Here is a 15,946-nt window from a genome sequence, read left to right on the forward strand (position 1 = left end):
TGTCGACGGACTGTACGGGCAATTGGCCGAGGCCCTCGAAAGTGCGGACCGGCCGCAGTACAACTCGCCCGGCGGTCACCCATCGCCCACTACCGATCTGGGCACTACACAGCCGCCGACCGCAGGAGCACTGGCCCTGTTCAGCGGCCCGGCGCCGACTTCCGATGCGGTGAGCACCGTCGCTTCGGCGCTCACCACGAACACGACACAACCTGCGTCTCAACCGAGTCCGGTCACCACCTCTGGCGGCGGGACCGCCGACGACTCGACGGGCAGTGCCGGCCCGGCCCATTCGGTCGTGGTGGCCGCGGCCACCGCGAGGCCGATCTCCTCGTCCACAGATGCCGATGGCACGAAAACGAAAAAGGACGAAAAGACGAAGAAGACGGACGCGGGCGAAAAGAAAGGGCAGAAGAACTCGGAGGACAAGGACGCCGAAGACAAGGACTCGAAAGATCAACCGGCCGTCACCGACATGGGCAAGGTCGGCGAATGGCGGCCGGGTGATATCGCCAACATGGTCACCGCGGTAAGCCGGATCACCGGCAGCATTCCGGACCTCCTCGATAAGCTGGGCTCGCCGTTGCAGGCTGTCGGCGAGACAGTGAAGGACTTCGGGGAGGCGTTCAAGGACGTCGTCGGCGGCGATGGGATCACCGGCCTGGTCAAGGAAGGTGTCGACGCTGCGGAGCACATCGACAAACTCGTCGAGCATCACACCGATCCCGCGGGCGTTCCGGACAACGATCATCCCGCGGGTACGGGTACCGGTACGGCCGGTCCTCCCACCGCACAACCCGCGAAAGCCGCCCTTTCCGATTCCGATGCGCCGCAACAGCGTGGCGTCGCCGTGTCGGCGAACCACGCTCCGGTGTCCGGCGGCGCGCCGAGCGCGACCATCACAGGCGCCTCGGCGGCCGTGAGCGAAGCACCATCACACGGGGCACCTGCCACACCGTCCGGTGGCTTCTTCGGAGCGCCCGGCTCTACTACTCGTGGAGAGCAGGACGGGGAGCATCGCCCGAAAATCCGCTACACCCCCGCCGAGAGAACCGAACCAGCGGCGGAGGACGAACCCGAAGAACCGGAAACCAGGGGGAGAGATGAACTGGGCTCAGAAGATCGAGATGATCGGAAATGAGCACGCGGACAGTATTCGAGAAATTCGATACCGAATCGAACGGGTCGACCGTGAAGCGCAGCAGAACACCGCGGATCTCGGCCCGGGGGACACCGCTGAAGGCAGCGAGGACGCCCCGCTCGGGACCGGGCCGACCGTGAATCAATGATGGGCCGCAGTACGGTTCATCGTGCGTAGTGCCGGTCGGCGTGATCGAGCGAATTCCGCCCACCGGCCTTTCAACTCCGCCACCGTCGGAGCCTCGAACACCACAACAATCGGAACCTCCACCCCCAACACCGACCGAATCCGACCCACCAACCGCGTCACCAACAACGACTGCCCACCCAAATCGAAAAAACTGTCATCCACCCCAACCCCCGACACCCCCAACACCTCACCGAACAACCCCACCAACACCCGCTCCAACTCATCACCCGGAGCCCGAAACCCCACCCCCGACACAAACACCGGATCCGGCAACGCCCCCCGATCCAACTTCCCACTCACCGTCAACGGAAACTCCTCCAACACCACCACCACCGACGGCACCATGAACCCCGGCAACCGCCCACCCACAAAACGACGGACCGCGGCGGCCAGCAGACCGGCCTGCGGGTTGTTGGTGTATCGCGTGAGGTCGTCGGGCGGCGCCGCTGTGGTGTAGACATCGGTCAGATGCTTTCCCTCGGCCACCGCGGAATCCACGAATACCGCTTCGACACAGCCCCGTTGCGCCGACCAGGTGACCGCGGTGGTGAAACCCAGTCGGCGCCCCAGAGCGTGTAGATCTTCGGGCAAGAGTCCGGACAAGCGTTCCGCGGCCTCGGGCAGCATGACTTCCTTACCCAGTGACTCGCTGCCGTCTACCGGCTGACCAGCACGGATACGTTGTGCCGCCGAAACCGCGTCGACCAGGCCGGCGTGCGGAATCCCGGTGACGCGCAAGCACCCGCCCCGTCGGCTCCGCAGTGAGGACTCGAGGTGGGCGCGGTCTTCGAACCGCGTCCGGGGCACCTCACCCAACGACAGCACCCGCACCGGACCTTTGCGCAGCACGACGTCGTAGCGATACCGAGTCAGCTCGTTCACCGACACACCACGTTTGACGGCGATGTCCACCGCTGCGATCTCATCGAGCACCCTGGCCAGTGCCGGGAAGTACTCCGGAGCCACCAGCAGCTCCTGTTCGGCGGAAACACTGCGGCGCACCCGTTCTCGTACGGCCCGGGGATCGTCTCCGCCGCCCTGGGCGATCGCCACCTCGGTCGCGAACTCCTCGATCGAGGTCAGATTCCGGACGTCGCCGATGAACAGGGCACCACCGGGAACCAGCAGGCGCAACGCTTGCGCGACAACCTTCCGAAGATAGCTTTCGCCCGGGAAGTATTGGACAACGGAATTCACGACCACGGTGTCGAAATGGCCTTCGGGTAGTCCGGACATGTCGTCGGCCGCCCGGACATGCAGATGAATCCGGTCAGCCCAGTCGGCGTCCAACTCTCGCAGCCCGCGCCCGAGCCGCTCGATCGTCACAGCCGAGAAGTCGGTGGCCCAGTACTCCGCACACTCCGGGGCCAATTGCGACATCAGCAATCCCGATCCCACGCCGATCTCGAGCACACGCCCCGGGCCCACACCGCGGATCCGATCCACCGTCGTCGATTGCCATTCGCGCATCTGCTCGACGGGAATCGCGGCACCCGAGTACCTGCTGTTCCAACCACTGAAATCCGCACCGAAGCCCAGTGCTTGCTTGTCGTCGGAGAATTCCGCACCGGAGTACAGATCGTCATAGATGCGGTGCCATTGCTCGACCAGTTGCCCCGCGCCCGCCACGGCGTCATCGGAGCCGACGGCTTCGGTGGTGTGGTCAGGCACCACATACCCCACCAACCGACCACCACCCCGCGCCACCACCACCGCCTGCGACACCAACGGATGAGACAACAACACCCCCTCCACCTCACCCGGCTCCACCCGAAAACCCCGAACCTTCACCTGATCATCAACACGCCCCACAAACCGCAACTCCCCATCAACACCCCACCGCACCAAATCACCCGTCCGATACAACCGACCCCCCGACACACCGAACGGATCCGCCACAAACCGCGACGCCGTCAAACCAGCCCGACCCCAATACCCCCGAGCCAACTGCACACCCGCCACATACAACTCACCCACAACCCCCACAGCCACCGGCTCCAACCCCACACCCAACACATACAACCGCACATTCCCCACCGGACCACCAATAGGCACACCACCAACACCACCCCCCACACCCAACACCGCCGCCGCACAAAACACCGTCGCCTCCGTCGGCCCGTACATGTTGTGGAGTCGCACGTCCGGGAGCGCGGCGTCGAGACGGGCGGCGACAGCGGGTGGCAGGACGTCGGCCCCGGTTCCTATCCACTCCAGGCTTTCGACGGGGTTGCCGGGCAGTGATTCGACGAACTCCACGAAGGCCGACAGCAGTGCCGGCGTCGCGAACATCCTCGTGATCCGATGCGTCTCGATCAGGTGCGCCATCTCGGTGACGTCGGAACGCTGTTGCCGGGCGCACACGACGGCACCGCCCCCGGCGAGGGCCGGCCAGATTTCATATGTGGAAGCGTCGAAGGCCACCGACGAATGGGCCAGCACACGATCCTCGGACCCGATCGTCCACGCCTGCCCCACCAGATTCGCCACATTGCGGTGCGTAATGGCCACACCCTTCGGCATCCCGGTGGAGCCGGAGGTATAGATCACATAAGCCAGGTTGTCCGGCCGCACCCGCGCGGCCGGCGCGAACACATCGATCGCCTCGGCGCTATCGATACCGCTGTCACCGACGAGCAAACGAGGGATGTCCGGGCGGGGCAGAGCGGACTCGATCGTGGCGTCGGTGATCACCACCGCGGGCGCGGCGTCGTCGAGGATGAGTTTCGATCTGTCCAGCGGATAACCCGGGTCCATGGGCAGATACGCCCCACCCGCCTTCACCACCGCCAGCAATGCCACGATGAAATCGGCCGACCGTGGCAATGCCACCGCCACAACACAATCCGCACCGATACCATGCGCCACCAACGCATGAGCAAGCCGATCCGAACGGATATCGAGTTGCTGGTAGGTGAGTGATACCTCGCCACACACCACCGCCACCGCGTCCGGCGCCGACCGCACCCGCTCGGCGAACAACTCCGGAATCGTCTTGTCCGCCACCACCATCGCCGTGTCGTTCCAGTCGACCAGCACCCGCTGCCGGTCAGCATCGTCGAGCAGGGCCACCGGCCCCTCGGCGCTGCCCGACGAGAGCCCCACCGGCTCGAGTGGCGCGCCTACCACCCCTTCGGACCGAGCGGTATTCGGCTGGAGACTGACAATTCGATCATCGGATGAGCTCATTTTTGCCTCTGTTCACAAGACGGATTAATAGACCAGTAGTGGAGGTAGGCATCGAAATGCAATTCGATGGCGACCGCCATCGACGAGAACAACGAGAGATCGTGCATTCGCGCCGACAATCAACAGCGCCGATCAGCTAATCCGACGGTGACATTGCAATTCGAAGACTCCTGGGCCGCATATCGACCCAGTTTTCTTCGACGAAGGCCAGGCATTCGGCCCGTGTACTGGCGCCCAGGACAATGCGCCAGCCGGCCGGGACGACCGCGAAAGACGGCCACAACGAGTACTGTTCTTCGTCGTTCGAAAGGACGAAGAACTGTCCGTCCTCGTTATCGAATGGATTGGTTACCACAATACCCCCCATTGGTTTCACTTCCTCCCCGGAGCGGCCGCATCGATATGGCAGCTCGATCGAATCTATCATCGCCATCGCCGACAAACGATTCATTCGTGGCCGGACCGGCTTATTCGATTCAGCACACGACCGAACGCCGCGACGGCGAGGGCGAGTTCGTCCTCGGTGACCGACAGCGCGGGCCGGATACGCACAGAGTTCGTGCCGCTCGGCAGCGCGATGACTTTCTCCTGCACCAGCAGTTGCCGGATCATATCGTCTCGAACGGCCGTGCCCGGCAAATCGAAGGCGCACATCAGCCCACGTCCCCGGACATTGCTGACCAAGTTCGGATAGCTCGCGGCGAGTGCATCGAGCGCATCGAGCGCATGGGTACCGAGCTGCCGAGCGCGGGGAATCAATCCCCTGCTGTCGATGATGTCGAGCAATCGCGTGGAGCGGACCATGTCGACCAGGCCGCCGCCCCAGGTGGAGCTGATCCGGCCGCTGACATTGAAGACATTGTCGGCCACTTCGTCGACTCGTCGCCCGGCCATGATTCCACCGAGCTGAACCTTCTTGGAGAAGGCGACGATATCCGGTTGCAACCCCAACTGCTGATAGGCCCACGCGGTGCCGGTGACACCGCCGCCGGTCTGGACCTCGTCCAAGACGAACAACGCGTCGTTGTCACGGCAGAGCTGCTCCATGGCCTGCAGGAACTCCGCGCGCATATGATTGTCACCCCCTTCTCCCTGGATCGGCTCGGCGACGAAACATGCGATGTCGTGCTCGTGCCGCCGAAAGGCTGCCTCCGCCTGGGCCAATGCCCGACGTTCCGCTGATTCGACGGCAACGAGATGCGCGGCGAGCGGGAAGCGAACCACGGGGGTGTCGATTCGTGGCCAATCGAAGCGGGGGAAACGTTCGGTCTTGCCCGGGTCGGTGTTGGTCAGTGACATCGTGTAGCCACTGCGCCCGTGGAATGCCGAGGTCAGGTGCAGCACCTTGGTGCCCAGACCGGGGTCACGGCCCTGTAACTGGTTGTGCCTGCTCTTCCAATCGAATGCGCATTTGAGCGCGTTCTCCACGGCGAGTGCCCCACCCTCGACGAAGAAGAGGTGCGGTAGCTGCGGATCGCCCAGCACCCGTGCGAACGTTTCGATGAATTCGACCAGATGAGTGGTGTAGCAGTCACCGTTGGCGGGCTTGCTGATCGCGACTTCGGCGAGATGATCACGAAACGCTGGATCGTCGGCCAATCCCGGCGGATTGAAACCGAGCGGGCTGGAGGCGAAGAAGGTGTACAGATCCAGGTATTCGTCTCCGGTAACGGAGTCCACCAACCAGCTGCCGTGACTGTTGCGCACATCCAGCACAATCGGAAATCCGTCTGCCAGTTGATGTTTCGAGATCCGAGAGTGAACCGACTGCGGCACGATCGCATTGGTGGGCCGCGAATCGGCGACGTCGTATATCGAGCGGGTCGACATGATCAGGTTGTCCCTTCCTGTAGGGGTCACGGTCGCGGACGGCGGGTATTCAGCACCGCGCGTAGGGCATTCAAGGTGTTCGGGCCGGCGTGAGCCGGCTCCCGGCGCTCGTGCGGCGGCGCCGGCAGCGCCCGACGATCAACTTTTCCGCTCGGGGTCAAAGGCAACGAGTCCAGCAGGACGAACCAACTCGGTACGTGGTGGCCGGGTAAACGATCGGCGCACCACTCCCGCAGCTGATCCGGGCCTACTTCGCGGCCCGGTCCCGCGACGCAGTAGGCCACCAGCCGCGGGTCGCCCGGTGCGCCGGTGCGCACCGCCACCACCGCCGAGGTCACGGCGTTATGCGCGACCAACGTCGCCTCGATCTCCCCGAGTTCGATACGCAGACCACGCACCTTCACCTGGTCGTCCAGCCGCCCCAGGAACTCGAGGTGTCCATCGGAACGCCACCGTGCCCGATCCCCGGTCCGGTACAGCCTGGCTCCCGGCTCGCCGGAAAACGGGTCCGCCACGAATCGCTCGGCGGTCAACCGCGGCCGACGCCAATACCCGCGCGCGAGACCGCCACCTCCGATCCACAACTCACCCGCCGTGCCCGCTGCCGCCAAACTCCCGGCACCGTCCACGACGTACACCCGGGTATTCGCCAGTGGACGTCCGATGGGTAGCGCCCCACCGTCCCAGCGACCTTCGATGTCGAACATCGTTGCGGTCACGGTCGTTTCGGTCGGCCCGTACGCATTGCACAGCGGTACACCGACCCTGTCGCTCCACTGCGTCGCCGATGGCGGCGAGACGGCTTCACCACCGAGGATCATGAGTCGCAGCTGTGCGCCCGTTCCGCCCGAGCGGTCATGCCATCCGAGAAGTTCCTCCCAGACCGACGGCGTCAGATTCGCCACGGTGATCCGCTGGTCTCGGATCAGGTCGACCAGGGATGCCGGACTCCAGGCAGTGCCCCGCATGACCAACCGCGCACCGGCTGTCAACGACGTGAAGATCTGCTCCACCGAGGCATCGAAGACCACGGAGGCGAACTGCAACACCACATCATCGGCTGTCAGCCGGTACTGGTCGCACATGTCCCGCATGCGGCCGCTGACCGAACGGTGCTCGACAGCCACCCCCTTCGGCACCCCGGTGGAACCGGAGGTGTACAGGACATAGGCAAGATCACGCGTTCCGCAGCGGAGGCCGGGGTCGTGCCGCGGGCCGGACGCGATGAGCGTCCGGTCCCCGTCCATCAGCACCAGGACGGTATCGATTCCCGCCAATGGCGCCGCCGACGCGGAGTCGGTGACCACCACGGGCGCCCGCGCATCCCCTACGACGAAAGCCAGCCGCTGCTGTGGGTAATCCGGGTCCATCGGCACATACGCACCCCCGGCTTTGAGCACACCCAGGAGCGCCACGATCAGGTCCACTCCGCGCCCCAGGCAGACGCCGACCACCGTATTCGGCCCCACCCCCATCCCGATCAGATGGTGCGCCAGCTGATTTGCCCGCGACTCGAGCTCCGCATATGTCAGCCGGCGACCATCGCAGACCACCGCCTCGGATTCCGCGGCGGCAGCGGCTCTGCGCCGCACCAGCTCGTGCAGCGTCGAGTCCTCGACCGCACGCGTTTTCGTATCGGATTCCATCGACTCCCCCTCTGTGCCTCGGTTCCCCTCCGACTTCTCCCGGGCCTACGGCCCGTCCGCGGTCACCAGCCCGACCGGCCGCTCGGGGAATGCCGCTGCCGACCGCAGGGCCCGCACCAGAGCGGTCGCCAGCCGATACACGGTGGATTCGTCGAAAAGATCGGTGGCGTAGGCGATCTCGCCGCTCACCGATCCGTCGGCATGGTCGGCCATACGCACCGACAGGTCGAATTTCACGGTTGCGGTGTCCAAGTCGGCGGGTTCGACCGATAATCCCGGCAGGTCTCCACGGACCCACTCGGCGTCCTGCCACGCGAACGTCACGTCGAACAGCGGGTTACGACCGGGGACCCGCGTCGGCGCCAGTTCCCGCACCAGTACTTCGAACGGCAGGATCTGATGGGCGTAGGCGTCCACGGCACAGTGGCGAACCCGCGACAACAATTCCTCGAACGTCGGTTGCCCGGTCATATCGGTGCGCAGCACCAGCATGTTCACGAAACATCCGACGACACCGTCGAGTTCGGGACGATCACGCCCGGCCACCGGTGTACCGACGGCTACATCGTCGTGACCCGACCACTGCGACAGCACCGTTTGCAGCGCGGCCAGGCACACCATGAACAGTGTCGCGTTCGCCGACGCGGCCACCGTCCCCAGTTGCTCGACAAGGCCGGCCTCCAGGGTGAAACTCACCGCGTCACCGGCCCCCGTCCGTTCCGCGAGCCGCGGCCTGTCCGTCGGCAGCTCCATCACGGTCAGTCCGGCCAACTGCTCACGCCAGTAGGTCACGAGGCCGTCCAGCACCGCACCGGTCATCGATTCCTGTTGCCACACAGCGAAATCGGAATATCGAACCGGCAGCTCGGGTAGTCCAGAGGGCCCACCGGTCAGCTCGGCTTCATAGCACGCTCGCAGGTCTCGCGTCAGCACTCCGATGGACCACCCGTCACCGGCGATGTGGTGCATCGACAGAACCACGAGGTGGTCGTCCTCGCCCATCCGGAGCATGGTGACCCGGAACAGCCGCCCGGCCTCCAGGTCGAAGCCTCGTCCAGCCTCGTGGCGCGACCACTCGTGCGCCATACGCTCACGCTCTTCCGGATCGGCACGGTCGCTGAGGTCGACAACCGGCACATCGACCTGCCATACCGGATCGACGACCTGGACGGGGTCACCGTCCTCGTCCACCACGAACCTGGCGCGTAGGGTCTGGTGCCGCTCCACCAGTTTCGTACACGCGGCCGAGAATGCCTTCGGGTCGAGTGTGCCGCGGATACGGAGCGCGAAGGGCATCACGTAGTCGGGCCCGCCCGGATCCAGCTGATCCACGTACCATAAACGCTGCTGCGCAAACGACAGTGCCGTCGCCACACCGTCTCGGACAGGGATCGGCCCGTCCTGGGGTCGAAAACCCGCCGTCCGCCGCGCATCATCCACGCGCTGCGCGAGATCGCGAACCGTAGGTGAGTCGAACAGCGCACCGACGCCGAGTTCGACACCCAACGTATCGCGCACCCGGCCGATCAGCCTGACCGCAGACAACGAATGCCCGCCGAGGTCGAAGAAGCTGTCGTCGATTCCCACCCGGCTCGCGCCGAGAACGTCCGTCACCAGGGCACACAGGGCACTCTCCAACTCCGTGCGTGGTGCGGTGTGGCCCTCGCCCGCTCCGGGCCGACACGGCTCAGGAAGCGCACGGCGATCCACCTTCCCATTCGCGGTCAGCGGGAGCTCCTCCAGCACGACCACCGCTGACGGCACCATGAACTCCGGCAACCGCCCACCCACAAAACGACGCAGCACCCCCGAATCCAGGGGCGAACAGTCTTCTCCGGCAACCACATACGCAACAAGCTGCGCGCCGACCCCCGCCGCATCACGAGCCACCACCACCGCCTGCGACACCGACGGATGAGACAACAAAGCCGCCTCCACCTCACCCGGCTCGATACGAAAACCCCGAACCTTCACCTGATCATCAACACGCCCCACAAACCGCAACTCCCCATCAACACCCCACCGCACCAAATCACCCGTCCGATACAACCGACCCCCCGACACACCGAACGGATCCGCCACAAACCGCGACGCCGTCAAACCAGCCCGACCCCAATACCCCCGAGCCAACTGCACACCCGCCACATACAACTCACCCACAACCCCCACAGCCACCGGCTCCAACCCCACACCCAACACATACAACCGCATGTTCGCCAGCGGGGATCCGATCGGGCTCTCGTCGACTTCACAATCGCCTGCGACAAGTTCACGTTGTGTTGCGTGGACCGTGATCTCGGTGATCCCGAACATGTTCACCAATGTGGGTCCGTCGCTCCGCGCAGCCGAGAGCCAACTGCTCAGCCTGGCCGGGTCCAGCCTTTCACCGCCGAATATCACCGTTCGCAGCGCGGATTCGTCGGTGGCGGCCTCCGTCACCGTTTCGGTCAACGCGTAGAAGGCAGCGGGGGTTTGGTTGAGCACTGTTATCTTCTCGGCCACCACCAACTGCCAGAGCTCATCGGGTGAACGGACAACTTCGCGAGGGACGACTATCAGCTTGCTCGCGTGCAGCAGCGCACACCAGATCTCCCAGGTCGAGAAGTCGAAGGCCTGTGAATGACACCATGCCCACACGTCGTCCCGGCCGAAGCTCGCCCATTGATCGGAGCCTTCGACCAACGACACCACGTTGCGGTGGGTGACGGCGACTCCCTTGGGGATTCCGGTGGAGCCGGAGGTGTAGATCACGTACGCCACATTGTCCGGATGCAACGCAACAGCCCCATCGAGCCCGGAACCGACGTCGTCGCGGGCAGCGATGCCCTGACATTCTTCGATGAGCACCTGCTGAACAGCTGTGCTGGGCAACGTCTTCGCGATCGCGCGGTCGGTGATCACCAGCGCCGGCGCGGCGTCGTCGAGGATGAATTCCAGTCGATCCCGCGGATAGCCCGGGTCGACCGGCAGATACGCTCCGCCGGCTTTCGACACCGCCAGCAACGCCACGATGAAAGCGGCCGACCGTGGCAATGCCACCGCCACAACACAATCCGCACCGATACCATGCGTCACCAACGCATGAGCAAGCCGATCCGAACGGATATCGAGTTGCTGGTAGGTGAGTGATACCTCGCCACACACCACCGCCACCGCGTCCGGCGCCGACCGCACCCGCTCGGCGAACAACTCCGGAATCGTCTTGTCCGCCAACACCATCGCCGTGTCGTTCCACCCGGACAACACCAATTCCCGCTCGACCTCATCGAGCACAGCCACCCGGCCCACCACAACACCCGGATCAGCCACGACATGCCCCAGCACCCGCAAGAACCGGGCCACCAACATCTGCACCGTTTCCCGATCGAACAGATCCGTCGCATACTCGACCAACCCGGCAACCGGCCCCGCCGGATCACCCGGCTCGACAATATTGAAAAACAAATCGAAACGCGACGTCGCAATCGGAGTATCGACCCACCGCGCCCGCAAACCATCGAAATCCAGATCCGGCATCACCGTATTCTGATAAGCCAACATCACCTGAAACAAAGGATGATGCGCCGGCGACCGCACCGGATTGAGCAACTCGACCAACAACTCGAACGGCGCATCCTGATTCACATAAGCAGCCAACGCCTTCCGCTTCACCTGAGCCAGAACCTCGGAAAACGACATCGCCGAATCCACCGCAACCCGCAACACCCAAGTATTGACGAAGAACCCGACCAGATCAGCCAACGCCTCATCAGTACGACCAGCAATCGGCGAACCGACCGGAATATCCTCCCCCGCACCCAACCGATGCAACAACACCACCAACACCGACTGCAACACCATCGACACCGTGACATCCTCACGGCGAGCCAACCGCTCCAGCAGCCTCCGAGTCTCCACATCGATCTCGAACGACACAACATCACCACGATAAGAAGCCACCGCCGGACGAGGACGATCCACAGGCAACCGCAACAACTCCGGCAGACCCGAAAGCTCAGCCCGCCAATAATCGAACTGCCGCGCAATCAACGAATCCCGATCCCCCGGATCCCCCAGCAACTCCTGCTGCCACAAACTGTAATCCGCATACTGCACCGGCAACGGCGACCATCGCACAGCATCACCAACCAGCCGCGCCGAATACGCCACCGACAAATCCCGCAACAACGGCACCAACGACCAACCATCCCCCGCAATGTGATGAAGCAGAAGCACCACCACCCACTCCGCCGGCCCACACCGCAACACATCCAGCCGCACCGGAATCTCCGACGCCAAATCGAACCGATAATCCACCAACCCCGCCAACACCACATCGACCTCACCGGCAGCCACCTCAACCACCGACACCGGCACCTCGACCTCACCCACAGCAACAACCCGCTGCACCGGCACCCCATCAACCTCCGGGAACACCGTCCGCAACGCCTCATGCCGATCGACAACATCACCCACCGCAGCCCGCAACGCCACCACATCCAACACACCCGACACACCCACAGCCACCGGAATGTTGTAAACCGCCGCAGGCACATCCAACCGATCCAGAAACCACAACCGCCGCTGCGCAAACGACAACGGAACACAATCCGGCCGCCGCCGCGCCGTCAAACCCCCACGAACACGCACACCACGATCCAACCGGCCCTTCAACTCCGCCACCGTCGGAGCCTCGAACACCACAACAATCGGAACCTCCACCCCCAACACCGACCGAATCCGACCCACCAACCGCGTCACCAACAACGACTGCCCACCCAAATCGAAAAAACTGTCATCCACCCCAACCCCCGACACCCCCAACACCTCACCGAACAACCCCACCAACACCCGCTCCAACTCATCACCCGGAGCCCGAAACCCCACCCCCGACACAAACACCGGATCCGGCAACGCCCCCCGATCCAACTTCCCACTCACCGTCAACGGAAACTCCTCCAACACCACCACCACCGACGGCACCATGAACCCCGGCAACCGCCCACCCACAAAACGACGCAACACCCCCGAATCCAGGGGCGAACAGTCTTCTCCGGCAACCACATACGCAACAAGCTGCGCGCCGACCCCCGCCGCATCACGAGCCACCACCACCGCCTGCGACACCGACGGATGAGACAACAAAGCCGCCTCCACCTCACCCGGCTCGATACGAAAACCCCGAACCTTCACCTGATCATCAACACGCCCCACAAACCGCAACTCCCCATCAACACCCCACCGCACCAAATCACCCGTCCGATACAACCGACCCCCCGACACACCGAACGGATCCGCCACAAACCGCGACGCCGTCAAACCGCGTCGCGCCCGATACCCGCGCGCGAGTCCCGGCCCGCCGATATACAACTCGCCCACCACACCGACCGGTACCGGCAACAACCCCGGGCTCAGCACATAAGCCCGCTCATTACCGAGCGGCACACCGATCGGCGCCGACGAAGCACCTTCGTCGCCGGCGAGCGGGTGCCACGTCGCGAAGACCGTCGTTTCGGTCGGTCCGTATCCGTTGATCAGGCGGATATCCGAGCCGCTCGTCCACACTCCCAACCGGGCCGGGTCGAGGGGCTCGCCACCGAAGAGCACTTCTCTGATCGCGGACTGGGCGATGTCCTCCCCGTCCACGCATCGCACCAGTTCGTAGCAGGCGGACGGTGTCTGGCTGAGAACGGTCACCCGCGCATCGACCACTAGTTTCCACAATTCGACCGGATCGAGGACCGCTTCCCATGGAACAACTACGAGCCTGCCGCCGGACAGCAACGGACCCCAGATCTCCCAGACCGAGAAATCGAACGCCACCGAGTGACACAGTGCCCAGACATCGTCGCCGCGGTACCGATGACGCAGGTCGACCCCATCGAACAGCGCCACGGCATTGGCATGGGTGACAGCGACGCCCTTCGGCACGCCGGTCGAGCCCGAGGTGTAGATCACGTACGCGAGACCGTCCGGGCGGACCGCGGCCGCCTCGAATGCTTCCGGCTCCTCCTCGGAGTCCTCGGACAAGTCCAGTTCATCGAGCGATAGGCACGAGGGGCCGGACAACGGCAGCGACCCACGCACCGTGTGGTCGGTCACCACCAGGATCGGCCCGGCCTCGGCCAGAATGGATTCCACGCGCGCACTCACGTAGTTCGTGTCGACCGGGAGGTACGCGGCGCCGGCTTTCACTACGGCTACCAGCGCCGTCACCAGATCCGCCGTTCGGGGCAACGCGACGGCCACCACATCATCGACTGCCACCCCGGACCGCACCAGAACCCTTGCCAGTCGCGATGAACGCGCATCCAACTCCCGATACGTCAACGCCGTGTCACCGCACACGACCGCAACTGCATCCGGACACAGCGCCACTTGCTCGGCGAACAACCGATCCAATGTCGCTGAACCCTGATTCAGCGGCGGCGTCTCCGCCCGCCCGCATTCGGCGAGCCGCTCCCACTCGCCCGGCAGCAGAACGTTCGTACGACCGACGAGGATCGCCGGATCCGCGACGACTTCCCGCAGGATGCCCAGATACCGGGCGGCCATCGCCTCGACCGTACTGCGATCGAAAAGATCGGTCGCATACTCGATTTTGGCCTCGACCCCGCGCTGCGATGTCCCCGGCAACTGCGCGACTTCGACCAGACTGAAGTCCAGATCGAACTTCGCGGTCCCGGTCTCACCGAGTGTGACACTTCCCCGCAGTCCCGGAAGTTCCAGGACCGGCGGTTGGTAGTTCTGCCATGCGAAGACCACCTGGAAAAGCGGATGGTATGCCGCGGACCGATCCGGATTCAGTAGCTCCACCAGCCTTTCGAATGGAGCATCCTGATTGTCGTAGGCGGCCAATGCCTTACCCCGGACCTGCTGTAGCAGTGCGGCGAATGTGGTCGTCTCGGAGAGTGCGACTCGCAGCACCCAGGTATTGACGAAGAATCCCACGAGATCCGTCAACGCCTCGTCGGTTCGCCCCGCGATCGGCGACCCCACGGCGATATCTGCGCCGCCGCCCAGACGCGACAGGAGCACCACCAGCGCCGTCTGCATCACCATCGAGACCGTGACGTTCTGGTTCCGCGCCAGTTCCTCGACGGCACCGAGCAACTGCCCGTCGATCGAGAACGGCACCACCGCTCCCTGTCGACCGGCCACCGCCGGACGTGGCCGATCCGTGGCCAATTGGGTCGGCTGTGACAACTCGGCAAGCTCGCCGCGCCAATAGTCGAGCTGCGTCGAAATCACACTGTCCGGGTCGCTGTCATCGCCCAGCAACTCCCGCTGCCACAGGGTGTAATCCGAGTACTGCACCGGCAGCGGATCCCATCGGGGCTCCCGCCGCGAACACCGCGCGGCGTAGGCCTCGGACAGATCATGGGTCAGCGGCCGGATCGACCATCCGTCTGCGGCGATGTGGTGCAGCGCCATAATCAGCACGTGCTCGGTCTCCGAACACCGCAGCAGCGATGCCCGCAGTGCGGGCTCGGCACTCAGATCGAACCGGCGTCCGCACAGTTCCGCCAGTGCGGCGACCACGCCATCGGCGGGCACGTCCACTACGGGCAGCTCCAGCGATACCTCGGCCGGCATCAGCACCCGTTGAAAGGCGTCGCCATGCTCATCCTGCACGATCACGGTCCGCAACGTTTCGTGCCGATTCACAACATCTTTCACCGCGCACCGCAACGCGTCCGCATCCAAAGTCCCCGACAATTCGATCGCCAAGGGAATGACGTATGCCGTCGAAGCACCCCCGAACTGGTGCATAAACCACAACCTGCGCTGTGCGAACGACAACGGAATCATCGGATTCTCCTCGAGCTCATGAATGACGTGTGGAGCGGCGGCCGTTCCCGGTGGCGACGATGAATGTCGGCCCATTGAAAAACTATGATCAGCGGGAATCCCTCGGCCGGTGGCCCGATCCCGATCGTGAAATCGCGAATTCGACTGCGCCCCCGAACAG

General features: G+C 64.3%; 6 protein-coding genes. 1 reads left to right on the forward strand and 5 read right to left on the reverse strand.

All coding sequences use genetic code 11. The features are described 5' to 3' along the window. The first annotated feature begins 22 nt into the window (after window positions 1-22). Window positions 23-1,141 (forward strand): hypothetical protein, encoded by a 1,119-nt coding sequence (locus tag LKD76_RS24670; protein ID WP_227983804.1) that lies wholly within the window; start codon window positions 23-25, stop codon window positions 1,139-1,141. Window positions 1,142-1,282: 141 nt separating this feature from the next. On the opposite strand, the gene LKD76_RS24675 is transcribed toward LKD76_RS24670, so the two are convergent. The 5 genes from LKD76_RS24675 to LKD76_RS24695 form a co-directional block, all read right to left on the reverse strand. After that, the gene (locus LKD76_RS24675; RefSeq protein ID WP_227983805.1) at window positions 1,283-4,435 is read right to left on the reverse strand and encodes a non-ribosomal peptide synthetase; all 3,153 of its coding nucleotides are present in this window, start codon (window positions 4,433-4,435) and stop codon (window positions 1,283-1,285) included. A 220-nt stretch (window positions 4,436-4,655) separates the two neighbouring features. After that, window positions 4,656-4,874 carry an MbtH family protein gene (locus LKD76_RS24680; protein WP_227985382.1) on the reverse strand — a complete coding sequence of 73 codons (219 nt, stop codon included), beginning with the start codon at window positions 4,872-4,874 and terminating at the stop codon, window positions 4,656-4,658. A 92-nt stretch (window positions 4,875-4,966) separates the two neighbouring features. Beyond that, entirely contained in the window at window positions 4,967-6,349 is a 1,383-nt protein-coding gene (lat, locus tag LKD76_RS24685) for an L-lysine 6-transaminase (RefSeq protein WP_227983806.1), read from the reverse strand. A 26-nt stretch (window positions 6,350-6,375) separates the two neighbouring features. Continuing rightward, window positions 6,376-7,995: a non-ribosomal peptide synthetase gene (locus LKD76_RS24690; protein ID WP_227983807.1), complete on the reverse strand. Its 1,620-nt coding sequence runs from the start codon at window positions 7,993-7,995 to the stop codon at window positions 6,376-6,378. A gap of 45 nt (window positions 7,996-8,040) precedes the next feature. Next, the gene (locus LKD76_RS24695; protein ID WP_308188574.1) at window positions 8,041-15,861 is read right to left on the reverse strand and encodes a non-ribosomal peptide synthetase; all 7,821 of its coding nucleotides are present in this window, start codon (window positions 15,859-15,861) and stop codon (window positions 8,041-8,043) included. Between the last annotated feature and the right edge of the window lie 85 nt (window positions 15,862-15,946).

Source organism: Nocardia spumae (genome assembly GCF_020733635.1).
GTDB lineage: Bacteria > Actinomycetota > Actinomycetes > Mycobacteriales > Mycobacteriaceae > Nocardia > Nocardia spumae.